The sequence below is a fragment of the Streptomyces sp. NBC_00223 genome (assembly GCF_036199905.1).
In the GTDB taxonomy this organism is placed as follows: Bacteria; Actinomycetota; Actinomycetes; order Streptomycetales; family Streptomycetaceae; genus Actinacidiphila.
Window position 1 is genome coordinate 4,236,165 of the sequence record NZ_CP108109.1, and the last position, 22,782, is coordinate 4,258,946.

At 70.2% G+C, this 22,782-nt stretch carries 20 protein-coding genes; 13 read left to right on the forward strand and 7 right to left on the reverse strand.

Going from position 1 to position 22,782, the window contains the following annotated elements; genetic code table 11:
• Positions 1 to 74: 74 nt before the first annotated feature.
• Positions 75 to 1,901: an acyl-CoA dehydrogenase gene (locus OHA30_RS17875; protein WP_328914852.1), complete on the reverse strand. Its 1,827-nt coding sequence runs from the start codon at positions 1,899 to 1,901 to the stop codon at positions 75 to 77.
• Between the two features lie 183 nt (positions 1,902 to 2,084).
• On the opposite strand from OHA30_RS17875, the gene OHA30_RS17880 reads away from it, so the two are divergent.
• Together OHA30_RS17880 and OHA30_RS17885 are read left to right on the forward strand one after the other, a co-directional pair.
• Positions 2,085 to 2,552: an SseB family protein gene (locus OHA30_RS17880; protein ID WP_328914853.1), complete on the forward strand. Its 468-nt coding sequence runs from the start codon at positions 2,085 to 2,087 to the stop codon at positions 2,550 to 2,552.
• Positions 2,553 to 2,650: 98 nt separating this feature from the next.
• On the forward strand, positions 2,651 to 3,613 hold the full coding sequence (locus OHA30_RS17885; RefSeq protein ID WP_328914854.1) for a pirin family protein: 963 nt from the start codon (positions 2,651 to 2,653) through the stop codon (positions 3,611 to 3,613).
• Between the two features lie 21 nt (positions 3,614 to 3,634).
• On the opposite strand, the gene OHA30_RS17890 is transcribed toward OHA30_RS17885, so the two are convergent.
• Positions 3,635 to 5,692: an ATP-binding SpoIIE family protein phosphatase gene (locus tag OHA30_RS17890; RefSeq protein WP_328914855.1), complete on the reverse strand. Its 2,058-nt coding sequence runs from the start codon at positions 5,690 to 5,692 to the stop codon at positions 3,635 to 3,637.
• Positions 5,693 to 5,830: 138 nt separating this feature from the next.
• Here OHA30_RS17890 and aspS point away from each other — a divergent pair, with 138 nt between their 5' ends.
• A complete protein-coding gene (aspS, locus tag OHA30_RS17895) occupies positions 5,831 to 7,600 on the forward strand; it encodes an aspartate--tRNA ligase (RefSeq protein WP_328917898.1) in 1,770 nt (589 codons plus the stop codon).
• 182 nt (positions 7,601 to 7,782) lie between these two features.
• On the opposite strand, the gene OHA30_RS17900 is transcribed toward aspS, so the two are convergent.
• Positions 7,783 to 8,322: a Uma2 family endonuclease gene (locus OHA30_RS17900; protein ID WP_328914856.1), complete on the reverse strand. Its 540-nt coding sequence runs from the start codon at positions 8,320 to 8,322 to the stop codon at positions 7,783 to 7,785.
• Between the two features lie 61 nt (positions 8,323 to 8,383).
• Positions 8,384 to 10,114, reverse strand: coding sequence for a methionine--tRNA ligase (gene metG / locus OHA30_RS17905; RefSeq protein ID WP_328914857.1), 1,731 nt, complete (start codon positions 10,112 to 10,114; stop codon positions 8,384 to 8,386).
• Positions 10,115 to 10,349: 235 nt separating this feature from the next.
• Between metG and OHA30_RS17910 the strand changes: the two genes are divergently transcribed.
• A complete protein-coding gene (locus OHA30_RS17910; RefSeq protein WP_328914858.1) occupies positions 10,350 to 10,586 on the forward strand; it encodes a DUF397 domain-containing protein in 237 nt (78 codons plus the stop codon).
• A gap of 50 nt (positions 10,587 to 10,636) precedes the next feature.
• Here OHA30_RS17910 and OHA30_RS17915 read toward each other — a convergent pair whose 3' ends face one another.
• Entirely contained in the window at positions 10,637 to 11,116 is a 480-nt protein-coding gene (locus OHA30_RS17915) for an ATP-binding protein (protein ID WP_328914859.1), read from the reverse strand.
• A gap of 181 nt (positions 11,117 to 11,297) precedes the next feature.
• Here OHA30_RS17915 and OHA30_RS17920 point away from each other — a divergent pair, with 181 nt between their 5' ends.
• The 3 genes from OHA30_RS17920 (at position 11,298) to OHA30_RS17930 (ending at position 14,516) form a co-directional block, all read left to right on the forward strand.
• Positions 11,298 to 12,164 carry a helix-turn-helix domain-containing protein gene (locus OHA30_RS17920; RefSeq protein ID WP_328914860.1) on the forward strand — a complete coding sequence of 289 codons (867 nt, stop codon included), beginning with the start codon at positions 11,298 to 11,300 and terminating at the stop codon, positions 12,162 to 12,164.
• A gap of 138 nt (positions 12,165 to 12,302) precedes the next feature.
• The gene (locus OHA30_RS17925; protein ID WP_328914861.1) at positions 12,303 to 12,701 is read left to right on the forward strand and encodes an anti-sigma factor antagonist; all 399 of its coding nucleotides are present in this window, start codon (positions 12,303 to 12,305) and stop codon (positions 12,699 to 12,701) included.
• 354 nt (positions 12,702 to 13,055) lie between these two features.
• Positions 13,056 to 14,516 carry an LCP family protein gene (locus OHA30_RS17930; RefSeq protein ID WP_328914862.1) on the forward strand — a complete coding sequence of 487 codons (1,461 nt, stop codon included), beginning with the start codon at positions 13,056 to 13,058 and terminating at the stop codon, positions 14,514 to 14,516.
• A gap of 13 nt (positions 14,517 to 14,529) precedes the next feature.
• On the opposite strand, the gene OHA30_RS17935 is transcribed toward OHA30_RS17930, so the two are convergent.
• Complete coding sequence (locus tag OHA30_RS17935; protein WP_328914863.1) at positions 14,530 to 14,970, reverse strand: PPOX class F420-dependent oxidoreductase; 441 nt, start codon at positions 14,968 to 14,970, stop codon at positions 14,530 to 14,532.
• A gap of 224 nt (positions 14,971 to 15,194) precedes the next feature.
• Here OHA30_RS17935 and OHA30_RS17940 point away from each other — a divergent pair, with 224 nt between their 5' ends.
• Both OHA30_RS17940 and OHA30_RS17945 read left to right on the forward strand, forming a co-directional pair.
• Positions 15,195 to 16,088, forward strand: coding sequence for a chitosanase (locus tag OHA30_RS17940; protein ID WP_328914864.1), 894 nt, complete (start codon positions 15,195 to 15,197; stop codon positions 16,086 to 16,088).
• A gap of 140 nt (positions 16,089 to 16,228) precedes the next feature.
• Complete coding sequence (locus OHA30_RS17945; RefSeq protein WP_328914865.1) at positions 16,229 to 17,239, forward strand: aldo/keto reductase; 1,011 nt, start codon at positions 16,229 to 16,231, stop codon at positions 17,237 to 17,239.
• An 85-nt stretch (positions 17,240 to 17,324) separates the two neighbouring features.
• Here OHA30_RS17945 and OHA30_RS17950 read toward each other — a convergent pair whose 3' ends face one another.
• Complete coding sequence (locus OHA30_RS17950) at positions 17,325 to 18,137, reverse strand: hypothetical protein (protein ID WP_328914866.1); 813 nt, start codon at positions 18,135 to 18,137, stop codon at positions 17,325 to 17,327.
• 306 nt (positions 18,138 to 18,443) lie between these two features.
• On the opposite strand from OHA30_RS17950, the gene OHA30_RS17955 reads away from it, so the two are divergent.
• Genes OHA30_RS17955 through OHA30_RS17970 form a run of 4 tightly spaced genes read left to right on the forward strand, consistent with a single transcriptional unit; the run spans position 18,444 to position 22,688 of the window.
• The gene (locus tag OHA30_RS17955) at positions 18,444 to 19,796 is read left to right on the forward strand and encodes an efflux RND transporter periplasmic adaptor subunit (protein WP_328914867.1); all 1,353 of its coding nucleotides are present in this window, start codon (positions 18,444 to 18,446) and stop codon (positions 19,794 to 19,796) included.
• Entirely contained in the window at positions 19,793 to 20,674 is an 882-nt protein-coding gene (locus tag OHA30_RS17960) for an ABC transporter ATP-binding protein (protein WP_328914868.1), read from the forward strand. The genes OHA30_RS17955 and OHA30_RS17960 overlap by 4 nt, the downstream gene beginning before the upstream one ends.
• The gene (locus tag OHA30_RS17965; protein WP_328914869.1) at positions 20,671 to 21,879 is read left to right on the forward strand and encodes an ABC transporter permease; all 1,209 of its coding nucleotides are present in this window, start codon (positions 20,671 to 20,673) and stop codon (positions 21,877 to 21,879) included. Before OHA30_RS17960 ends, OHA30_RS17965 begins: the two co-directional genes overlap by 4 nt.
• 29 nt (positions 21,880 to 21,908) lie before the next feature.
• On the forward strand, positions 21,909 to 22,688 hold the full coding sequence (locus OHA30_RS17970) for a hypothetical protein (protein ID WP_328914870.1): 780 nt from the start codon (positions 21,909 to 21,911) through the stop codon (positions 22,686 to 22,688).
• The last annotated feature ends 94 nt before the right edge of the window (positions 22,689 to 22,782 follow it).

Sequence of the window (22,782 nt, forward strand, 5' to 3'; positions counted from 1 at the left end):
CACTCCTGGACTCTTCTTCCAACCCTCTTCCGCTCCCCCTCCCGCGCTGTTCTTGGCGGCGTCGGGGCCGTGGGTCAGAAGGACTCCTCCGGCAGGTCCATGACGTCCAGGGTGACGGCCTCGGCCAGCGCGCGCTGGGTGCCGACACCGGGCAGGATGTCGGTGGCGAAGAACTTCGCCGCGGCGATCTTGCCGGTGTAGAAGGCGGCGTCCTTCGGCGAGGCGTCCGGCAGCTTGGCCGCGGCCACGCTCGCGCCGCGCAGCAGCAGATAGGCGATCACCACGTCGCCGGAGGCGAGCAGCAGCCGGGTGGAGTTCAGCCCCACCTTGTAGATGGAGCGGACGTCCTGCTCGGTGGCCGCGAGGTCGGCGAGCATCGTGCCGACGATCGCCTCCAGGTCCACCGCGGCCTTGGCGAGCTGGTCGCGGGCGGCGGCCAGTTCCTCGCCGCCGGTGGCCTCGGCGAGGAACTTCTTGATCTCCTCGCTCAGGCCGGTCAGCGCCTGCCCCTGGTCGCGGACGATCTTCCGGAAGAAGTAGTCCTGGCCCTGGATCGCGGTCGTGCCCTCGTAGAGGGTGTCGATCTTGGCGTCCCTGATGTACTGCTCGACCGGGTACTCCTGGAGGTATCCGGAGCCGCCGAAGGTCTGGAGCGACTGGGCGAGCTGTTCATAGGACTTCTCCGAGCCGTAGCCCTTGACGATCGGCAGCAGCAGATCGTTGAGCCCGTGCAGCTGCCCGGCGTCCTCGCCCGCGGCCTCGGCGGCCTGGATCGCGTCCTGGACGGAGGCGGTGTAGAGGACGAGGGCGCGCATGCCCTCGGCGTACGCCTTCTGCGTCATCAGCGAGCGGCGTACGTCGGGGTGGTGGGTGATGGTCACCTTGGGCGCGGTCTTGTCCATGAACTGCGCCAGGTCCGGGCCCTGCACCCGCTCCTTGGCGTACTCCAGCGCGTTGAGGTAGCCGGTGGACAGGGTGGCGATGGCCTTGGTGCCGACCATCATGCGGGCGAACTCGATGATCCGGAACATCTGCCGGATGCCGTCGTGCCTGCCGCCGATCAGCCAGCCCTTGGCGGGGTGTTTGTCGCCGAAGGTCATCTCGCAGGTGTTCGACGCCTTGAGGCCCATCTTGTGCTCGACGTTGGTGGCGTGGACGCCGTTGCGCTCGCCCAGCTCACCGGTCTCGGGGTCGAACTCGTACTTGGGGACCATGAACAGCGACAGGCCCTTGGTGCCGGGGCCCGCGCCCTCGGGACGGGCCAGCACGTAGTGGATGATGTTCTCGGCCAGGTCGTGCTCGCCCGAGGTGATGAAGCGCTTGACGCCCTCGATGTGCCAGCTGCCGTCCTCCTGCTCGACGGCCTTGGTGCGGCCGGCCCCGACGTCCGAGCCCGCGTCCGGCTCGGTGAGGACCATCGTGGAGCCCCACTGCTTCTCGACGGCGAGGGCGGCGATCTTCTTCTGCTCCTCGGTGCCCTCGTCGTAGAGGATGCCGGCGAAGGCCGGGCCCGAGGAGTACATCCAGATCGCCGGGTTCGCGCCGAGCACCAGCTCCGCGTACGACCAGATCAGTGAGCGCGGCGCGGTGGTGCCGCCGATCTCCTCGGGCAGCCCCAGCCGCCAGTACTCGGCCGCCATGAAGGACCGGTAGCTCTTCTTGAAGCTCTCCGGGAGCGGCGCGGTGCCGGTCTCGGGGTCGAAGACCGGCGGGGTGCGGTCGGCGTCGGCGAAGGACTCGGCCAGCTCGGTCTCGGCCAGGCGTGCCAGCTCACCGAGGATGTCCTTCGCGGTCTCCACGTCCATCTCCGCGAACGGACCGGTGCCGTAGAGCTGGTCGCGGCCGAGGACCTCGAAGAGGTTGAACTCGATGTCGCGGAGGTTCGACTTGTAGTGGCCCATGACGACGGCTCCGTCTCGCTGCTGCTGCTGTCACAACCGGTCGGGGGTGTGAATCGGGGGGTGAAGGGGACAAGTGGTCGTACAAAATCATGCTACCCGTCGGTAATAAGACGCAACCCCTCGCCCGGTCGATGTGACGACTTACTCGTCCCGGCGGTTGCGGGCTTCGTTAGGCTGGGGGCCGTGTACGGCTACGAGCAGAGTGTGAACGCCGGTCCCGGCGGCCCGGTCCCGGGGTCCGCACCCATGTCCGGCGGCTATCCGGAGCCGTCGCCCGCCTATCCCGAGCCGTCCCCGCCGTCGCTGGCCGACGCGGTGCGCGCCTTCACCACCGGCTCGATGTCGGCCGAGGACTTCCAGGCGATCTTCGCCACCTCCAAGGTGTACTGCCCGCGCGGTGAGAACCCGGGCTTCCTGGCGCTGCACGACACCCAGCAGCCGGTCATCCCGATGTTCACCTCCCTCAAGGAGCTGCGCCGGTACGCGGGCAAGGAGTCCAAGTACTTCGTGATCACCGGGGCCGAGGTGCTTGACCTGCTGCCGACCGGGTACGGCTTCGTGCTCGACATCGACGGGCAGCACCGGATGGTCTTCGACGCCAAGGCGGTCGAGCAGATGGTCGACTTCACCATGCGCCGGATGTACGGCTGAGCCGTCTCCCCCCGGAAGTGGGTGACGGAATAGTCACGCCTTGCTAGATGTTAAGCCTTCAACTAAATTGGACGCGAAGCATCCTGAAGGAGGCCGTCATGCCCGCCGTGACCGTAGAGAACCCACTGACCCTGCCGCGGGTCACCGCGCCCGCCGAGGCGCGGCCGCGCCCGGCGCTGGCCGTCACCACCGCGCCCAGCGGCCTGGAGGGCGAGGGCTTCCCGGTCCGCCGCGCCCTCGCGGGCATCGACTACCGGCACCTCGACCCGTTCATCATGATGGACCAGATGGGTGAGGTGGAGTACGCGCCGGGAGAGCCCAAGGGCACCCCCTGGCACCCGCACCGCGGCTTCGAGACCGTCACGTACATCATGGACGGCACCTTCATCCACCAGGACTCGCACGGCGGTGGCGGCACCATCACCAACGGCGACACCCAGTGGATGACCGCCGGGTCCGGGCTGCTGCACATCGAGACGCCGCCGGAGTCGCTGGTGATGAGCGGCGGCCTCTTCCACGGCCTCCAGCTGTGGGTGAACCTCCCCAAGGCCGACAAGATGATGGCGCCCAAGTACCAGGACATCCGGGCCGACGGCCTCAAGCTGCTCACCTCGGGCGACGGCGGCGCGCTGATCCGGCTGATCGCGGGCGACCTCGGGGGCCACCCGGGTCCGGGCTCGACCCACACCCCGATCACGATGATCCATGTCTCGGTCAGCCCCGGCGCCGAGGTCACGCTGCCCTGGCGGGCCGACTTCAACGCGCTGGCCTACGGGCTCGCCGGGCGCGGCTTCGCAGGTCCCGAGTCCCGTCCGTTCCGGATGGGCCAGGCGGTCGTCTTCGGCAAGGGCGACGCGCTCACCCTGCGGGCCGCGGAGACCCAGGAGTCCCGCTCGCCCAACTTCGAGGTCGTGCTGCTCGGCGGCCTGCCCATCCGCGAGCCGATGATGCAGTACGGCCCGTTCGTCATGAACACCCACGCCGAACTGGCCCAGGCCTTCGACGACTTCCAGGCCGGCCGGCTGGGCACGATCCCCGCGGACTCCCCGTACGGGAAGTGAGCCCGGTCGCCGCCCGGCGGTTCACCGCTCGGACTGCTGCCTGACCTCGTAGAGCTCGAACCAGATGCACTTGCCGTCGCCTCGGGGGTCGACCCCCCAGGAGTCGGCGAGCTCCTCCATCAGCAGCAGACCGCGGCCGGAGGAGGCCATCTCGCCGGGGGAGCGCCGGTGCGGCATCTCGTCGGAGCGGTCGGCGACCTCGATGTGCAGCCGCCGGGTGCCGGGCATCCCGGTGACGTGGGCGATCAGCACCGCCTCGTCGTCGGTGTGCACCAGCACATTGGTGACCAGCTCGGAGACCAGCAGCACCGCGGACTCCAGCTGGTCGGGCGAGGTCCAGTCGTGCAGCAGCTCCCGGATGTCCTCCCGGGCCGAGTGGACCAGCCCGGGGTCGGACTGCGCGACGGTGATGACCGTACGGCGGACCGGGACCGCGCAGGTGGGGCCGTCCGGGTCACGCCGCAGCAGCAGGAGGGCGATGTCGTCCTCGCGGCGGTCGGTCAGCGGGCCGGTCGTGTGATGGGAGGCCGGGCCGTGCACGGCCCGGACCATGGAGTCGGCCAGCCCCTCCAGATCGTCGGCGTTGCCGTTCTCGAAGACTTGCCGCAGCCGGTCCCAGCCGGTCTCCAGGTCGTGGCCGCCGGTCTCGATCAGCCCGTCGGTGCACAGCATCAGCACTTCACCCGGCTCCAGGACCAGCCGGGTGGTGGGGTAGTCGGTGTCGGGCGCGACACCGAGCGGGAGACCGCCGGGCGTACGGCGGATGATCGTCGTGCCGTCGCCCAGCCGGATCGCCGGCTCCGGGTGGCCGGCCCGGGCGACGTCGAGAGTGCCGTCGGCCGGGTCGACCTCCAGATAGAGGCACGTCGCGAACCGTACGTCGTCCGTCTGGGACTCCTCGGCGAGGCCGGCCAGGAAGCGGGAGGTCCTGGAGAGCACCGCGTCGGGCCCGTGCCCCTCGGCCGCGTACGCGCGCAGCGCCACCCGCAGCTGGCCCATCAGCCCGGCGGCCCGTACGTCATGGCCCTGGACGTCGCCGATCACCAGCGCGGTACGGCCCGAGGGCAGGGCGATCACGTCGTACCAGTCGCCGCCGACCTGGAGGCCGCCGCCGGTGGGGACGTAGCGGGCCGCGACCGCCATACCGGTGATGCCCGGCTCGCGGGCCGGCAGCATCGTCCGCTGCAAACCGTCGGAGAGCGCCCGCTCGGACTCGTGCAGATGGGCGCGGGACAGCGCCTGGGCGAGCATCCGGGCGACGGTGGTCAGCACCGAGCGCTCGTCCGGCGTGAACTCCACCGGGTCGCGGAAGGCCGCCATCCACGCGCCGATCGTGACCCCGGCCACCACCAGCGGCAGATACGCCCACGACCTGCGCCCGTACGGCTTGACCATCGGCCAGGTGACCGGGAACCGCTGCTCGTACGACTCCGGGCTCGGCAGGTACACCGCCTGCCCGGCGCGGACCACCGCGGCGGCCGGATAGTCGGTGGTCAGCGGCATGTCCATCATGAAAGCCGAGACGGACTCCTGCCCGTGGTGACCGATCATCGTCAGCCGGTCGCCGGTCACCGCGAAGACGGCCAGCCCGTCCGGGGTGAAGCCGGGCATCGACAGGGTCGCCGCCACCCGCAGCACCTCCGCCGTGGAATCCGCCTCGGCGAGCGCGCGCCCGGCGTCCAGCAGGAACGCCTCCCGGGCGCGCCGCAGACCCCAGCTGCGGCTGTCCGTGGTGTCGTCCGCCGAAGCGCGCACTTCGCAGGCGGTGCCGGAGACCAGCCTCCCCTGCGGCCGCACCCGGATGCGCAGCGTGCGCAGTACGGCCCCCTCCTCGTCCACCACCCGCACCGGCGCCTCGGCCACCGTGCCGTCCGCCCTGGCCAGTGAGATCTCCCAGGCCAGGCTCGCGTAGTCGGTGGCGTGCAGACGCTCCTTGACGGCCGAGGTGGCGATCGTGCAGGCACCGCCGGACAGTCCCAGCAGCCGGACCATCCGGTTGTCCAGCGTCGCGGTGCCGGTCGACCAGTCCCACTGCCACAGGCCGCAGCCCACTGCCGCAAGGACGTCCTCGGTGCGCATTTTTACAGTTTATGTGGATTGACCCGATGTGGGGCAACGTATACCGATGGGGCACCGGCCCGGCGCGCCGGTAGGCTGTGCGAGGCCGCTGGCCCGGCCACCCCCCATCCCGAACCACACCAGCGTCGAGGACGAATGATGCACCGGTACCGGTCCCACACCTGCGGCGAACTGCGCGCCACCGACGTCGGCTCCGACGTCCGCCTGTCCGGCTGGCTGCACAATCGCCGCGATCTGGGCGGCATCCTCTTCGTCGACCTGCGTGACCACTACGGCTTCACCCAGCTCGTCGTCCGCCCCGGCTCCGCGGTGTACGACCAGCTCAGCGGCCAGTCCAAGGAGTCCGTGGTCCGCGTCGACGGCCGGGCCGTGGCCCGCTCGGCGGAGAACGTCAACCCGGAGCTGCCGACCGGCGAGGTCGAGGTCGAGGTGACCTCCCTGGAGGTGCTGGGCGCCGCCGACCCGCTGCCGTTCCCGGTCTTCCCCGAGGACAACGCCAACGAGGAGATGCGGCTCACCAACCGCTTCCTCGACCTGCGCCGCCAGCGCATGCACCGCAACATCATGCTGCGCACCCAGGTCATCTCCTTCCTGCGCCGCGAGATGACCGCGCTCGGCTTCAACGAGATGGCCACCCCGATCCTGTCGGCCACCTCGCCCGAGGGCGCCCGTGACTTCCTGGTGCCCTCCCGGGTGCACGCCGGCCGCTTCTACGCGCTGCCGCAGGCCCCCCAGCAGTTCAAGCAGCTGCTGATGATCTCCGGCTTCGACCGCTACTTCCAGATCGCGCCCTGCTTCCGTGACGAGGACTCCCGCGCGGACCGCTCGCCCGGCGAGTTCTACCAGCTCGATGTCGAGATGAGCTTCGTCGAGCAGGAGGACGTCTTCGGGGTCATCGAGAAGGTCATGACCGACCTCTTCAACGAGTACGGCGGCGGCCGTACCGTCACCTCGCCCTTCCCGCGGGTCCCGTTCCGCGAGTCGATGGTCAAGTACGGCAACGACAAGCCCGATCTGCGCACCTCGCTGGAGCTCGTCGACGTCTCCGCGATCTTCGCCGGATCCGGCTTCAAGGCCTTCGCGGACAAGCACGTCCGCGCGCTCGCGGTGCCCGACACGGCCGAGCAGCCGCGCAAGTTCTTCGACTCGCTCGGCGAGTACGCGGTCTCGCTCGGCGCGAAGGGCCTGGCCTGGGTGCGGGTCGGCGACGACAACGCGCTCACCGGGCCGATCGCGAAGTTCCTCACCGAGGAGAACGTGGCCGCGCTCGTCACCGCGGTCGGGGCCAAGCCCGGCACGGCGATCTTCTTCGGGGCCGGCGAGTTCGACGAGGTCTCGAAGATCATGGGGCCGGTGCGGGTCGAGGCGGCCAAGCGCGCGGGCCACTTCGAGGAGAACGTCTTCCGCTTCTGCTGGATCGTGGACTTCCCGATGTTCGAGAAGAACGAGGACACCGGCGCGATCGAGTTCTCGCACAACCCGTTCTCGATGCCGCAGGGCGGGCTCGAAGCGCTGGAGACCAAGGACCCGCTGGACATCCTGGCCTGGCAGTACGACATCGTCTGCAACGGCATCGAGCTGTCCTCCGGCGCCATCAGGAACCACGAACCCGCGGTGATGTACAAGGCGTTCGAGATCGCCGGGTACTCGCGGGAGACGGTCGAGGCCGAATTCGGCGGCATGCTGCGGGCGTTCCACTTCGGCGCGCCGCCGCACGGTGGGATCGCGCCGGGCGTGGACCGTATGGTCATGCTGCTCGCGGACGAGCCCAACATCCGGGAGACGATCGCGTTCCCGCTCAACCAGAACGCGCAGGATCTGCTCATGGGGGCGCCCTCGGAGGTCGAGGAGGCGCGGCTGCGCGAGCTGCACATTCAGCTGCGCAGGCCGGCCCCCAAGACCCCCTGACCCGCGGTCCGCTTCCCCCGCCCACCTCGACCCGCCCCGCCGGCCCGGCTTCTCCTCCGCCTCAATCGCCGGCGGGGCTGGTCTGTCGCCTCAGTCGCCGGCGGGGCTCGTTTTTTCGGCGGTCCGCAGCATCCACGCGCGGGTGCGCCCGCCACGGGCAGCCGCGTGCCTGCGCCGGCGTGTCAGTCCTTGCGCTGGAACTCCTCTGTCGGGATGGCGACCGTGATGCCCTCCGGGAGGGGGAGGGGGACGGTCTCGCCGTAGATGAACTTCTGGTGGTTCTGGTACGTGCCGCCCTCGGGCCGGGTGTAGAGCAGGCACTCGGCGCGGAAGGGGTCGATGAGCAGATAGACGGGGACGCCGTAGGTCGCGTACTGGAGGAACTTGATCTCGTAGTCGTTGACGTCCTCCTTCGTGGACACGATCTCCACGGCGGCGAGCAGATCCTCGTACGAGTACGGCGTCGCGGCTCCCTCCTCCACGACCGCGATGTCCGGGCAACGGCCGCCCTCGCCGGGGAAGGTGAACAGCACGTCGGACAGGATCTGCCGTCGGCCGATTCCGGCGGCACGCAGGGCGTCATGGACCTCGAAGATGGTCCAGCTCTGCACATTGCTCTGCGGCGTCACGATGATCCGCCCCCCTACGACCTCGACCTTGAAACCCTCGAGATCCGTGGCCATGTGCTCGGCCTTGCCGTTCAGGACATCCGTCCACGTCATCGCGGGCCTCCTGGGCATATCCGTCTCCCGTGATCAGACAGTACCGTACGTAGCAGCGTGACTACGCAGCTACTTCGGGGTCGCCGCCGAAGCGGGTGGTGTAGGAGTCGAGGTCTTCTTCCGTGATCTTGGCGAAGAGGACCGGGGGGACCGTGAAGGGCGTGCCGGCCGGGACCGCGGTGAGGGCGCGGGCCTCCTCCGGGGTGATCCAGGGCGCGTCGTCCGAGGGCAGCGCGAAGGCCGACCGCATGGCGGCCGCGGAGGACGGGATGAAGGGCGCGGAGACCACCGCGTAGAGCCGGATCAGATTCATCGCCGTGCGCAGCGTGAGCGCCGCGCCCTCGGGATTCGTCTTGATCTCCAGCCAGGGGGCCTTCTCCTCCAGGTAGGAGTTGCCCGCGCTCCACAGCGCCCGCAGCGACTGGGCCGCCTTGCGGAACTGGACGGCCTCCAGATGCCCCTCGTACTCCGCGAGCAGCCCGGCGATCTGCTCGCCGAGCTTGGCCTCGGCGTCCCCGGCGACGCCGCCCGCGGGCACCTCGTCCCCGAACCGCTTGCGCGAGAAGGACAGCACCCGGTTGACGAAGTTGCCGAGGGTGTCGGCGAGGTCCTTGTTGACGGAGGACGCGAACAGCTCCCACGTGAAGGACGTGTCGTCGGACTCCGGCGCGTTGGCGATCAGGAAGTAGCGCCAGTAGTCGGCCGGCAGCAGCTCCAGGGCCGCGTCGGTGAAGATGCCGCGGCGCTGCGAGGTGGAGAACTTCCCGCCGTAGTAGTTGAGCCAGTTGAACGCCTTGACGAAGTCGACCTTCTTCCACGGCTCGCGGGTGCCCAGCTCGGTCGCCGGGAACATCACGGTGTGGAAGGGGACGTTGTCCTTCGCCATGAACTGGGTGTAGCGGACGGTGTCGTCCGCCTCGTACCACCACGACTTCCAGTCCCGCGTCTCGCCGGCGGGCGCGGCGTCCGCCCACTCCTTGGTGGAACCGATGTACTCGACCGGGGCGTCGAACCAGACATAGAAGACCTTGCCCTCGGCGGCCAGTTCGGGCCAGGTGTCGGCGGGGACGGGGACACCCCATTCGAGGTCGCGGGTGATCGCCCGGTCCTGGAGCCCTTCGGTGAGCCACTTGCGGGCGATCGAGGACGCCAGGGTCGGCCAGTCCTCGCTGTTGGCGTCGATCCACGCCTCGACCTCGCCGGCCAGCTTCGACTGGAGGAGGAAGAGATGCTTGGTCTCGCGGACCTCCAGGGCGCTGCTGCCGCTGATCGCCGAGCGCGCGTCGATCAGATCGGTCGGGTCGAGCACCCGGGTGCAGTTCTCGCACTGGTCGCCGCGCGCCTTGTCGTAGCCGCAGTGCGGGCAGGTGCCGACGATGTAGCGGTCGGGCAGAAAGCGCTCGTCGGTCAGCGAGTAGACCTGGCGGATCGCCCGCTCCTCGATGAAGCCGTTCTCCTGGAGGCGGCGGGCGAAGCGCTGGGTGATGTCGACGTTCTGCGCCGAGGAACTGCGGCCGAAGTAGTCGAAGGACAGCTCGAAGCCGTCGTAGATCGCCTTCTGCGCGTCGTGCGCCTGGGCGCAGAAGACGTCGACCGGCAGTCCGGCCTCCTTGGCGGCGAGTTCGGCGGGAGTGCCGTGTTCGTCGGTCGCGCAGATGTAGAGCACCTCGTGGCCGCGCTGGCGCAGATACCGCGAGTAGACGTCCGCCGGGAGCATGGACCCCACCATGTTGCCCAGGTGCTTGATCCCGTTGATATAGGGCAGGGCGGAGGTGATGAGGTGACGAGCCATTGCAGGCTGCTCCCATTTCGTTGCGCGGAGTGAATAAAGCGTCTACGGACTGTCAATATCGTATCCGACCGAACGGGCGTATCCGTCGTGGTTTTCCGCCCCCCGGACGGGCTGTACGGTCCCCCCTGAAGATCACCCCGCGTGACTGCACGTGCACATGCACGTGCACATGCACGTGCCTCCCTTACGAGTTATCATCTCCGGTACCAGACAAGGCACTTGGTAGGAGTGGCTGATGCGCCGGACGCACAATGGAATGGCCGCAGCGGACCTTGCGGACGCGGTCTGGCAGAAGAGCGCCCACAGCAATGCCAATGGAACGTGCATGGAGTTCGCGGCGCTGCCCGACGGCGAGGTCGCCGTGCGCAATTCACGCTTTCCGGACGGTCCCGCGCTGATTTACACCCGGGCCGAGATCGAATCGATGATCATCGGTGTGAAGGCAGGCGAATTCGACCATCTTGCGCTGTAACGGTCGGAAGTAATGGCGACATAAGGGCCGGTAATCCCGGCCGTCGGCCGCTAATCCCGGCCGCCGCCGGGCGCGAGGAAGAGTGCCCAGACGACTTTTCCGGCCCCGCTCAGCGGGTGCCAGCCCCAGTTCTCGCTGAACGAGTCGACCAGGTGCAGTCCGCGGCCGGTCTCGGCCACGAAATCGGGGTCCTTGGTGACCGGCGCGACCCCGCTGGGGTCACGCACCGCACACACCACCCGTGAGGTCCACCGGACCAGGCTCAGCCGTACGGGCGCGCCGGCGGTACCGACCGGCACCGCGTAGCGCAGCGCGTTGGTGACGAGTTCGGAGGCGACCAGCTCCATGGAGTCGCGCAGCCCGGAAAGGTCCCAGCGCTGCAACGTACTGCGGGTGAACTGGCGTGCTTCGCGCACCGATTCGAGGGCGGCGGGGAGTTCGCAGGTCGCTCCGTTGCCGGCGGCGAGCCGCTCGGGCGCGAGCACACCCTGCCATAACGGCTCCAGCACGGCCGCGGCCTCAGCCCTCATACGTGCCCCCGAAGTATCTGCACAGCCACCATGCTCATGGATCAGTACCCCGCGATGCAAGAGCGTCTGCACGTGCATCTGCAAGGAATTGATGCACGTGACGATGGAGAGTGACGGAATGGGTACTGCGCGCAGTGCATTAGTGGCAGACTGCTGATGAGCTAAGGGCGGAGCGTGACCTATGAGCGCAGGGCAGCCGGGAGGCGGGTCCATCGTGCGACGAATGCTGCTCGGAGCGCAGCTGCGGCGGCTGCGTGAGTCCAGGGGCATCACCAGGGAGGACGCGGGCTACTCGATCCGCGCCTCCGAGTCGAAGATCAGCCGCATGGAGCTGGGCAGAGTCAGTTTCAAGGAGCGGGACGTCGCCGACCTGCTGACCCTGTACGGCGTCAGCGAGGAGGGCGAGCGACTGGCCATGCTCGGCCTGGTCCGGGAGGCCAACGCGGCCGGCTGGTGGCACGGATACGGCGAGGTGATGCCGACCTGGTTCCAGACGTACGTCGGTCTGGAGGAGTCGGCGGCGCTCATCCGTGTCTTCGAGGTCCAGTTCGTGCACGGCCTTCTCCAGACCGAGGAGTACATAAGGTCGGTGATCCGGCTTGGTCATCCCGAGGCAGCCGAACCCTGGGTGGAAAGACGAGTCGGTCTACGCCTGGAGCGGCAGAAGCTCCTCGTGTCGGAGCGGGCACCCCACTTCGTCGCGGTGATGGACGAGGGCGCGCTGCGACGGCCGTTCGGCGGCCGCGAGGTGATGCGCGACCAGGTCCGCCACATCCTGGAGGCCGCCGAGGCGCCCAATGTGGACGTACGGATCCTGCCGTTCTCGACCGGCGGGCACGCGGCGGGCGGCGGTCCCTTCACCCTGCTGAGCTTCCCCGAGTCCGACCTGCCCGACCTGGTCTATCTGGAGCAGCTCACCGGGGCGCTCTACATCGACAAGCACGACGAGGTCGTGGAGTACACCAAGGCGATGGACGCGCTCGACCGGGTGGCCCTGACCCCCGCCGAATCCGTGGACTGGCTGAATTCCCTCCAGCGCGAGCTGTGACGCGGAGTAACCGCGATCCGCACCCGTACGGGTGAATAACCACCCCCGGTACCCTCGGTGCCCTCCCGTGTGTCGCGTCCGCGTGGATACGGTTACCGTAGGTCACTCAGGGGGCCGATGTGACGAGAGGGATTCGGGTTGCAGCAGGGGGAACAGCGGCCGGAGCAGGCGAGCCGGCCCGGTGACGGCGTCCCGCCGCCGACCCCGTACGCCCGCACCCACCGGCGGGGCGGGGCGGTCGTCGTGGAGTTGCGCGGCGAGATCGACCTGGGCAGCGCCGGGCAGGTGGACCCGCATCTGACGGCCGCGGCGCTCTGGCCGCAGCCGCTGCTGGTCGTCCTCGACCTCGGCGCGGTGGAGTTCATCGACTGCTACGGCCTGTCGCTGCTGGTCCGCGCCCGGCACCAGGTGCTGGACAACGGCGGCCGGGTGCGGATGGTCTGCGTCCACCGGCCGACCAGGAAGCTGCTCGCCCTGACCGGACTCGACGGGCTCTTCCACCCGGTCCGCACGCTCGACGAAGCGCTCCTGCCGTAAGCCGGGAGTCCGTGAGCCGGGCTCCCGTAAGCCCCGCTCCTGTACGCCTCGCACCCGTAAGCACGGCTCCCGTACGCCCCCGCCCGTAAGCGCGGCTTCCGTAAGCCCCGGAGCGGGTAAGTCCGCCGCCCGTAAGCCCGGCGGCCGTAATCGGGGAAATGCCGGAAAGGCTTCCCCGGTCGTCACGCTTCTCGCATTTGCGGTTACTCACATTCTCGGCGCGTACAGTGGCCGCCGGTCTTCCGCCCGTACCCCGGTGGTTGGTGTGACCGGCGTCATACATTCGGGCCGGGGCAAGTGATAAATGTGGGGCCTCGTCGTGTGCGCGAAAGCCACCGGACCGAAGGTGTGGGAATGGGCGTTCGTGCGCGCAAGCGCAAGCGCAGCAAGAAGCGCTGGATCACCGCGATCGTGGTGTCCTTCGTCGTGCTGGTGGCCGGCGCGGCGGGCGCGGTCTATCTCAAACTGAACGCGAATATCGACACCTTCGACGCGGCCGGACTCAGCAAGGACCGCCCCAAGGCGGCGCAGGCGGACGCGAACGGTGACAAGCCCGTCAATGTCCTGCTGATCGGCTCCGACTCCCGCTCCGGCGAGAACGCCAAGCTCGGTGGTGCCAAGTCCGGCCCGATCGGCCGCTCGGACACCACGATCGTGCTGCACATCTACCCCGACCACAAACACGCGGTCGGGATCTCCATACCCCGTGACTCACTGGTCGAGATACCCAAGTGCCTGCTGCCGGACGGCAGCTGGTCGCCGGACCAGCCGAGTGCGATGTTCAACTCCGCGTTCTCCGTGGGCGACACCGCCAAGGGCAACCCGGCCTGCACCCAGAACACCGTCGAGAAGCTGTCCGGCCTGCGGATCGACCACACCATGGTGGTCGACTTCGCCGGGTTCGCGGCCATGACCTCCGCCGTGCACGGCGTCGAGGTGTGCGTGCCCAATGACATCCACCAGGGCGATCTGAACCCCAATCTCCGCTACAAGGGCTCGGTCGTCCTGAGCAAGGGCATGCAGAATCTCTCCGGCCAGAAGGCCCTGGACTACGTCCGTATCCGGCACGGCATCGGTGACAACTCCGACGTCGGCCGGATGCTGCGCCAGCAGGCGTTCCTGTCCGCGCTGATCAGCAAGGTCAAGGGCGAGGGCATGGACCCGACCACCCTGCTGCCGCTGGCGAACGCGGCCACCAGCTCGCTCACCGTCGACCCCGGTCTGGGCACCGCTGCCAAGCTGGTGTCCTTCGGGCTGTCGCTCAAGAACATCGACCTGAAGAACATCCAGTTCATCACCGCGCCCTGGAAGTACGCCGGCGCGCGGATAGACCTGGTCCACCCGGACGTCGACGACCTCTTCGCGGAGCTGCGGGCCGACCGCACCCTGGAAGGCGTCAACGCCTCGGGCAAGGTCACCCCCAAGCCCACCCCGACGCCGACCGTCGACGGCACCGGCATCGCCGTCACCGTCTTCAACGGCACGACCACCGACGGCCTGGCGGGCAAGGCCGCGGACAAGCTCACGGCGGACGACTTCACCGTCACCGGCACCGCGACCGCCAAGTCGCAGGACCACCCGACGACCCGCATAGAGTACGGATCCGCGAACGCCACCGGGGCCAAGTCGCTCGCGACGCTCTTCCCCGGCGCCCAGCTCGTGCCGCTGGACATCAGCGGCATCAATCTCGTGGTCGGCCAGGACTTCGCGAAGAGCGCGGAGAAGACGGCGACCCCCAAGGCGCTGCCGAAGACCGTCACCGAGCAGGCCCGCGCCGCGGACGCCGACCCCTGCTCCAAGCTCTCCTACGGGTGAGCCGGGCCGGTGGTCAGCTCGCCACGTCCCGGTGCGCGGTGACCCGGTCGACCCGGCCGCGTACCAGGTACTCCTCGGGTGTGGCGTTGCGCGCGCCGAACTCCTCGCCGCGCTCGGGGCCCATGTAGCGGGTCCCGATCCGGATCGCCCAGGTCTTCAGCGGGGCCAGGTCCTCGACGAGTTCGGCCGTGCACTCCAGCAGCACGAAGGAGTACGGCGGCCGCTCGTCGTCCACGCACAGCGCGAAGCGCGGGTCGCGGCGCAGTGCCCGGCCCTTGAGCGAGTCGCGTCCGGTGTTGAACACCACGACCGGGTTGCCGAGGTCGGTGTCGTCCAGCTGGAACCAGACGGGGGTCACATGCGGGCGGCCGTCCTTGCGCGTGACGGCGAGCTTGCCGGTGCGGGTGCCGGTCGTTGCGAAGGAACGCCATTCGGCGTCAGTCATCTGCTCCATGCCCGCCAGGCTAGGTCAGCGGAGGCGGCCCGGCCCGTTGTGACGGCGGTGTCGGAGGGGCGGCTGTGGCGGGTGGGTGAGGATCACCCGGTCGAGGTGTCTTCGTTCCGGCCTCTTGGCGGGCGGCCGTCCCGGTGCTTCAATGCTCTCCATTGATTAGGAACCTTTCCTAACCTAGCTTCCCGCAGGGGTCGTTCGACCGACGGCCGGAAACGGAGACGCACATGCAGCACTCCCCCCGCACCCCCACCGGGGCTCCCCTCCACCGCCGCTCCCGCCGCCGGATCGCCATGATCGCCGCCGTCGGCGTACTCGCCGCGGGCGGTGCCTCGCTCTCGCTGGCCGCCACGAGCGACGCGGCCACCGTCCACCCGGCCGCCGTCACGCCGAAGGCGAGCGCCGCGGGTCTGGCCGACCCGCACAAGAAGGAGATCGCGATGGAGCTGGTCTCCTCCGCGGAGAACTCCTCGCTCGACTGGAAGGGCCAGTACAAGTACATCGAGGACATCGGCGACGGCCGCGGCTACACCGCGGGCATCATCGGCTTCTGCTCGGGCACCGGCGACATGCTCGACCTCGTCCAGCACTACACCGACCTGGAGCCGGGCAACGGCCTGGCCAAGTACCTGCCCGCGCTGAAGAAGGTCAACGGCTCGGACTCGCACTCCGGCCTCGGCTCGGCCTTCGAGAGCGCGTGGAAGACCGCCGCCAAGGACACCGTCTTCCAGACCGCGCAGAACGACGAGCGCGACCGGGTGTACTTCAACCCGTCGGTCGACCAGGCCAAGTCCGACGGCCTGGGCACGCTGGGCCAGTTCATCTACTACGACGCCATCGTCATGCACGGCCCCGGCGACGACTCGACCAGCTTCGGCGGCATCCGCAAGACCGCGATGAAGAAGGCCAAGACGCCGGCCCAGGGCGGCAACGAGACCACCTACCTCAACGCCTTCCTCGACGCCCGCAAGGCCGCGATGAAGACCGAGGACGCCCACGACGACACCAGCCGCGTCGACACCGAACAGCGGGTCTTCCTCCAGGCGGGGAACCTCAACCTCGACCCGCCGCTGAAGTGGAAGACCTACGGCGACTCGTACCAGATCCTCACCCTGCCGTAGCCGCGCGGTCTCCGGCCCTGTGTCCGGCCCGCCGTCGTGAGCCCTCGATACGACGGCGGGCCGTTCCGTGTCCCCGGCGGCGGGAGCGGTCCGGGTCCGGGGCTTGCGATGGAGCGCACTCCAAGGTGTTGGCTGGGGCGATGGAGTACACGCAGCTCGGACGCACCGGGCTCAAGGTCAGCCGTCTCGTGCTGGGCACGATGAACTTCGGGTCGCAGACCGACGAGCCGGACTCGCACGCGATCATGGACGCCGCCCTGGAGGCGGGCGTCAACTTCTTCGACACCGCGAACATCTACGGGATCGACGAGCGCAAGGGCCTCACCGAGGAGATCCTCGGCAGCTGGTTCGCGCGCGACCCCGGCCGCCGCGACAAGGTGGTGCTGGCCACCAAGCTCTACGGGAACATGACGAACGACGGGACCCCCTGGTACGAGGAGTCCTGGCCCAACCACCACCGGCTGAGCGCCCTGAACATCCGCCGCGAGGTCGAGGCGAGCCTGCGCAGGCTGGGCACCGACCACATCGACGTCTACCAGTTCCACCACATCGACCGGGCCACGCCGTGGGAGGAGATCTGGCAGGCGATCGACGTCCTGATCCGCCAGGGCAAGATCCTCTACGCCGGATCGAGCAACTTCGCCGGGTGGCATCTCGCTCAGGCCAACGAGGCCGCCGCCAGGCGCGGTTCGCTCGGCCTGGTCAGCGAGCAGTGCCTGTACAACCTCGCCGAGCGCAGCGCCGAGACCGATGTGATCCCGGCGGCCCGGGCGTACGGCCTCGGCGTCATCCCGTGGTCGCCGCTGCACCAGGGGCTGCTCGGCGGGGCGCTGCGCAAGGAGCGCGAGGGCGGCGGCGCCCGGACCTCGGGCGGCCGCTCGGCCGCCGGTCTCGCCGATCCGGCGGTACGGGCGCGGGTGGAGGCGTACGAGGAGCTGTGCGACAAGCACGGCCTCGCGCCCGGTGAAGTGGCGCTCGCCTGGCTGCTCACCCGGCCCGGGGTGACCGGGCCGATCGTCGGGCCGCGGACCGCGGAGCAGCTGGAATCGGCGCTGCGGGCAGTGAGGTTGACGCTGTCCGCCGAGCTGCTGGACGCGCTGGACGGGATCTTCCCGGGGCCGGGTCCGGCGCCGGAGTCCTTCGCCTGGTAGCGGGCCCTCCGCCTTTGGGCCGAGCGGGCGCAAGTGCCCCGGCGGCGGCCGCGGTTCGGGCGGCCGCCCCGGGGGACTCCTGGCGTCAGGTCGTCGCGGTCGGGGTGGCGCCGGCCGGGCCGCCGGAGGGACGCTGCGGCAGCAGGGCCTTGCAGGTGTCGTACGCCTTCGCCGTCTTCGGGTCGGAGGTGTCGAACCCGCCGCGGAAGCCGCCGAAACCCCCGCCGCCGCGGCCGTTGGTCGCGCCCGGCGACGGCGTGGGCAGCACGACCCCGTGGTCCTTGAGGCAGCTGGTGAACGCCTGGAAGGCGCTGTTGTTCGCGCCGCCCTGCCCGCCGCCCTGTCCGTCGAACTTCGGCTGGAGCGACTTGCAGGCATCCAGCGCCTTCTGGGTGGCCGCGTCCGGCGAGGCCCCGCCGAAGCCCGGGAAGCCGCCACCGCCGCCGAAGCCGCCACCACCGCCGCCGAAGCCGCCGCTGGGCCGCCCGGAGCCGCCCTGCCCGCCGCGGAAGCCGCCGCCTCCCGGGCCCCCGGACTCACCGGGGGAGCGCCGGGCGAACGTCGGGATCTTCAGGCCGTGCTGCGACAGACAGGTCCGGTACGCCTCCATGGACTGCTCACCCGTGCCCGTCCCCTTGCCGGCGTCGGACGGAGCGCCGGACGCCGAGCCGGACGGTTTGGCCTGCGCGGAGGACGAGCCCGAGGAACAGGCGGTGAGCAGCAGCGCCCCCGACGCGAGCAGGGCGACCCCCGCTCCGGCCCGCAGCGCGTTGCGCCCGGCGGCCGTGAGCCGCCGGTCCGTACCGGGTGCGCCGCCGCTGCCGCGCGAATCGCCGTGTCCGTCAGTGTGCGGCGCGTCCGTCAGCGGTGCGGACGGCCGGCCGGTGGTCCAGGTCATGTCCGTGGTCTCCTCGGGAAGGCGCTGCAATGAGAGATGCCGCCCGCGTGCGCGCGCGGGACACGGACAGCACGCAGGCGACGGCCAGACTGAACCGCACGCAGGTGGGGACTGTCGGGGACCGAGCTGTGAGTTTCCGGGGAATCCCGGCCCGCCCGGCGCCCCGGAACCGCGTGCTCCGGACCTTTTCGCCGGAAACGGACCGTTTCGCCGGGTGTCCCGAAGGTGTACGGGAGGTGCCGGTTCCCAGGGAACTCCCAGGGTTCTCCCAGGGCTTCAAAGGCGGCGGCGGCCAGGATGCGCGCCATGAAGGTGCTCCCACGGCGGCGCAGGGCCGTCCTGATCAACTCGGTGCTCGGCGTGGTGGTCCTCGCGGCCGCCGGCGGCGCCTACGCGGCGGTGCACGACGACGGCGACAAGTCCCCGAACACCGGTGGCGCGCGGGTGGTGACCGTCTCCCGGGGCACGGTGCAGGCCACGGTCTCCGGCTCGGGCACCCTCTCCTCCCCCAGCGACGCGGGTCTGAACTTCACCACCGGCGGCACCCTCACCGAGGTCAAGGTCAAGCCGGGCGACAAGGTGAAGAAGGGCCAGGTGCTGGCCAAGGTCGACCCGACCTCGGCGGAGGCGGCCCTCCAGCAGGACGAGGCCTCACTGACCGCCGCCGAGGCCAATCTGACGAAGGTCGAGGAGGGCGAGCTGCCGGCCTCGACCGGTGCGAACTCCGGCTCCGCCGGCTCTTCCGGGGGTCGCGGCGCCGAGGCGGCGACCCCGACCCCGGACCCCACGCCCACCGTGGACCCGGCCCAACTGGCCCAGGCGCAGGCCCAGGTGACGCAGGCGGAGAACGCCGTGGCCGCCGACCGGCGCGCGGTGGACGGCTGTGTGCTCAAGGCCCCGGTGTCCGGCACGGTCGCCTCGGTGGCGGCCGCCAAGGGCGACACGGTCTCGGGGACGGGCGGCAGCGGCTCCGGCGCCGGTTCCGGCTCGGGCAGCGGCGGTTCGTCGAGTTCTTCCTCCTCGTCCTCCGGCACGCTCAGCGGTTTCGTCGTGCTGACCAACCCCAGCGGTATGCAGGTCACCGCGGACTTCTCCGAGGCCGACTCGCTGAAGGTCAAGCCCGGCCAGACCGCCACCGTCACGCTGAACGCCGAGTCCGGCACCGTGCTGGACGCCAAGGTGCTTTCGGTCAGTTCGCTCCCGGTCAGCAGTTCGGGCAGCGGCTCGTCGGGCAGCGCCGTGCAGTACGCGGCCACGCTCGGCATCACCAGTGACACGTCGAATCTGCGGACCGGGCTGAGCGCCAGCATCCAGGTCGTCACCGGTACGGTCAGCGACGCGCTCAGCGTGCCGACCGCCGCGGTCTCCGGCACCGGCGCGGCCCGTACCGTCCTGGTGGTCAACGCGGACGGCTCCACGACCCGGACCGATGTCACCGTGGGCGTCGAGGGCGACAGCACCGACCAGATCACCGGCGGCCTCAAGGAAGGCCAGCAGGTGCAGATCCCGACGGTCGCCTCCTCGGGCAACGGCGGCTTCCCGAGCGGCGCCTTCCCCGGCGGTATCGGCGCGGGCGGCGGCCGGTTCGGCGGCGCGGGCGGCGCCGGCGGCTTCCGGTCCGCGGGCGGCGGCTTCGGCGGCGGAGGTGGCCGCGGATGACACCGGCCCTGAGCAGGCGGCTGGGCCTGGGCCGGACCGGACTCCACCGCCGGGCGGACGTCCCCGACGAGCCGGCGGAGAGCCCATGGGGTCCCGCGCCGGTCATCGAGGTGCGCGCGCTGCTGAAGACGTACGGGCACGGCGACGCCACCGTCCGCGCGCTGGGCGGTCCGGTGGACCCGGCGACCGGTGAGTCGCCGGGCGTCGACCTGGTGGTCGAGCAGGGCGACATGGTCGCGGTCATGGGCAGTTCGGGCTCCGGCAAGTCCACCCTGATGAACATCCTTGGCTGCCTCGACGTCCCGACCTCCGGCCGCTATCTGCTGGACGGCATCGACGTCGGCGGGCTGGACGAGCACCAGCTCTCGCTGGTCCGCAACCGCAAGATCGGCTTTGTCTTCCAGTCGTTCAACCTGGTGCCGCGCACCCCCGCGCTCGCCCAGGTCGAACTGCCCCTCGCCTACGCCGGGGTGAAGTCCGCCGAGCGGCGGCGGCGCGCGCTGGCCGCGCTCGCCCTGGTCGGCCTCGCCGACCGCGTCGACCACCGGCCCAACGAACTGTCGGGCGGCCAGCAGCAGCGGGTCGCGGTGGCCCGCGCGCTGGTCACCGCCCCGGCGATGCTGCTCGCCGACGAGCCGACCGGAAACCTGGACAGCCACAGCACCGAGGACGTGCTCGCCATCATCGACCGGCTCAACGCCTCCGGGCGGACCGTCGTCCTGATCACCCACGAGGACGAGGTGGCCCGGCACGCCAAGCGGGTCATCCGGCTGGTCGACGGCCAGGTCGTCGAGGACGTACGGCAGGCCGCCGCGGACGCACCGCACACCAGCCGGAGCGGGTCCCGCGCGCTGACCGGCGGAGGTGCCTCCCGGTGAACCCCTTCGAGACGCTGCGGTTCGCCTTCGGCGGGCTCGCCGCCAACAAGGTCCGCTCCGCGCTGACGATGCTCGGGGTGCTGATCGGCGTGGCCGCGGTCATCATCCTGCTCGCGGTCGGCAACGGCTCCTCGCAGTCCGTCAAGGACTCGATCGAGAAGCTGGGCACCAACTCGCTGACCGTCTCCTCGGGCGGCGGCTTCGGCTCCTCCGGGGCCACCAGCACCAAGCCGCTCACCGTGGACGACGCGCGGGCGCTGGCCGACCCGGCCGACGCGCCCGACATCGACTCGGTGGCGCCCGAGGTCACCACCTCGCAGACCGCGCTGTACGAGGGCACCTCGCACACCGTCGGCCAGGTCGTCGGCACCTACCCGGCGTACTTCAAGGCGTCCAACAGCAAGGTCGCCAAGGGTGACTACTTCAGCGCCGACGACGTGCTCAACTCCCGGAAGGTGGCGGTGATCGGCTCGACCACGGCCACCGATCTGTTCGGGGCGGTCAGCCCGGTCGGCAAGAAGATCGTCCTGGGCGGGACCCCGTTCACCGTGGTCGGTGTGCTGGAGACCAAGGGCGGTACCGGCTTCCAGGACCCGGACGACACGGTGGTCGCGCCGCTGCCGACCGTGCAGAACGCCTTCACCGGCTTCGGCCCGATCAGCCAGATCCTCGTCGAGGCCAAGTCCGCGGACGCCACCACGCCGGCGCAGAACGAGATCACCACCGTGCTGATGGGCACCCACGGCATCAAGAACGCCAACGCGCTGGACTTCCGGGTCAGCAGCCAGGCGTCCCTGCTGGACACCCAGGCCGACACCAACAAGACCTTCACCGTCCTGCTCGGCGCGGTCGCCGCGATCTCGCTGCTGGTCGGCGGGATCGGGATCACCAACATCATGCTGGTCACCGTGACCGAGCGGACCCGGGAGATCGGCATCCGCAAGGCGATCGGGGCGCCCAAGGGCGTCATCCTCGGGCAGTTCCTGGCCGAGTCGACCCTGCTGTCGCTGGTCGGCGGCGGGCTCGGGGTGCTGGCCGGGCTGATCGGCTCACGCTTCACCATCGTCGGCATCAAACCGGTGATCATCCCGGAGTCGGTGTGGGGCGCGTTCGCCATCGCCGTCGCCATCGGGCTGTTCTTCGGCAGCTACCCGGCCAACCGCGCGGCGAGTCTGCGGCCCATCGAGGCCCTGCGGCACGAGTGACTTCACTAAGAGACAAGGGAGAAGCCGAGATGGCGCGACGCCGCACCGAGCTTGTCAAGGCCGACGCCGACACGGACCTGCTGCCGCGCGTCACCGAGCCCCGGCCGGACACCGCGCCCGGGGTCGGGGAGATCGAGGTACTGGAACGGGGCGAGATCCTGGAGAGTCCCACCGGGGTGCTCGCCGAGCGGCCGGAGGACATCCTGGCCGAGCCGCCGGACGCGCGGGACATCTCCGCCGAGCTGGCGGCCCCGCCGCGGCGCAAGCTGCCGTGGCTGACGCTGCTGCTGTCGGCGGGCGTGGTGGCCGCGGGCGCCTTCTCGGTCGGCGCGCTGGTCGAGAAGCACCACCTCCAGAACTCCCCGACGGCCGGCCGCGGCTTCAGCTTCCCGACGGCGGGCGCGACCGGCGGCGCGGGCGGCGGCCGTACGTTCGGCGGCTTCGGCGGAGGTACGGGTACGGGCGCGGGCGCGGGTACCGGCTCGGGTACGGGGGCGGCCGGCGCCCTGACCGTCGGCACGGTCAAGCTGGTGGACGGCAGCACGATCTATGTCACCGACGCGCAGGGCAACATCGTCAAGATCACCACGGGCAAGTCCACGAAGGTGACCGAGTCCAAGGAGGGCAAGGTCTCCGACCTCAAGGCCGGGCAGAGCGTCACCGTCCTCGGCAGCAAGAACGCCGACGGCGACATCGCGGCCACCACGGTCACCCAGGGCAGCGGCGCCCCGGGCGGGTTCGGCGGCTTCGGAGGGTTCGGCGGAGGCGGTACGGGCCGCGCGGGCGCCACCGGGGGTACCGGAAACTGATCCTCCGCTTACGCTGCCAGGGCGTACGGTACGGCTCCGGAACGTACGACGGTCGTACCGTATGACCGTGAGTCCGAGTGGGCCACCGTCGGCG

Coding starts and splice junctions, on each gene's coding strand:
- OHA30_RS17920 (WP_328914860.1), top strand. CDS start 11,298: ATGAGCGCAGGGCAGCCGGGAGGCGGGTCCATCGTGCGACGAATGCTG.
- OHA30_RS17910 (WP_328914858.1), top strand. CDS start 10,350: ATGCGCCGGACGCACAATGGAATGGCCGCAGCGGACCTTGCGGACGCG.
- aspS (WP_328917898.1), top strand. CDS start 5,831: ATGCACCGGTACCGGTCCCACACCTGCGGCGAACTGCGCGCCACCGAC.
- OHA30_RS17955 (WP_328914867.1), top strand. CDS start 18,444: ATGAAGGTGCTCCCACGGCGGCGCAGGGCCGTCCTGATCAACTCGGTG.
- OHA30_RS17950 (WP_328914866.1), bottom strand. CDS start 18,137: ATGACCTGGACCACCGGCCGGCCGTCCGCACCGCTGACGGACGCGCCG.
- OHA30_RS17915 (WP_328914859.1), bottom strand. CDS start 11,116: ATGAGGGCTGAGGCCGCGGCCGTGCTGGAGCCGTTATGGCAGGGTGTG.
- OHA30_RS17935 (WP_328914863.1), bottom strand. CDS start 14,970: ATGGAGCAGATGACTGACGCCGAATGGCGTTCCTTCGCAACGACCGGC.
- OHA30_RS17930 (WP_328914862.1), top strand. CDS start 13,056: ATGGGCGTTCGTGCGCGCAAGCGCAAGCGCAGCAAGAAGCGCTGGATC.
- OHA30_RS17940 (WP_328914864.1), top strand. CDS start 15,195: ATGCAGCACTCCCCCCGCACCCCCACCGGGGCTCCCCTCCACCGCCGC.
- OHA30_RS17890 (WP_328914855.1), bottom strand. CDS start 5,692: ATGCGCACCGAGGACGTCCTTGCGGCAGTGGGCTGCGGCCTGTGGCAG.
- OHA30_RS17900 (WP_328914856.1), bottom strand. CDS start 8,322: ATGACGTGGACGGATGTCCTGAACGGCAAGGCCGAGCACATGGCCACG.
- OHA30_RS17885 (WP_328914854.1), top strand. CDS start 2,651: ATGCCCGCCGTGACCGTAGAGAACCCACTGACCCTGCCGCGGGTCACC.
- metG (WP_328914857.1), bottom strand. CDS start 10,114: ATGGCTCGTCACCTCATCACCTCCGCCCTGCCCTATATCAACGGGATC.
- OHA30_RS17875 (WP_328914852.1), bottom strand. CDS start 1,901: ATGGGCCACTACAAGTCGAACCTCCGCGACATCGAGTTCAACCTCTTC.
- OHA30_RS17970 (WP_328914870.1), top strand. CDS start 21,909: ATGGCGCGACGCCGCACCGAGCTTGTCAAGGCCGACGCCGACACGGAC.
- OHA30_RS17945 (WP_328914865.1), top strand. CDS start 16,229: ATGGAGTACACGCAGCTCGGACGCACCGGGCTCAAGGTCAGCCGTCTC.
- OHA30_RS17960 (WP_328914868.1), top strand. CDS start 19,793: ATGACACCGGCCCTGAGCAGGCGGCTGGGCCTGGGCCGGACCGGACTC.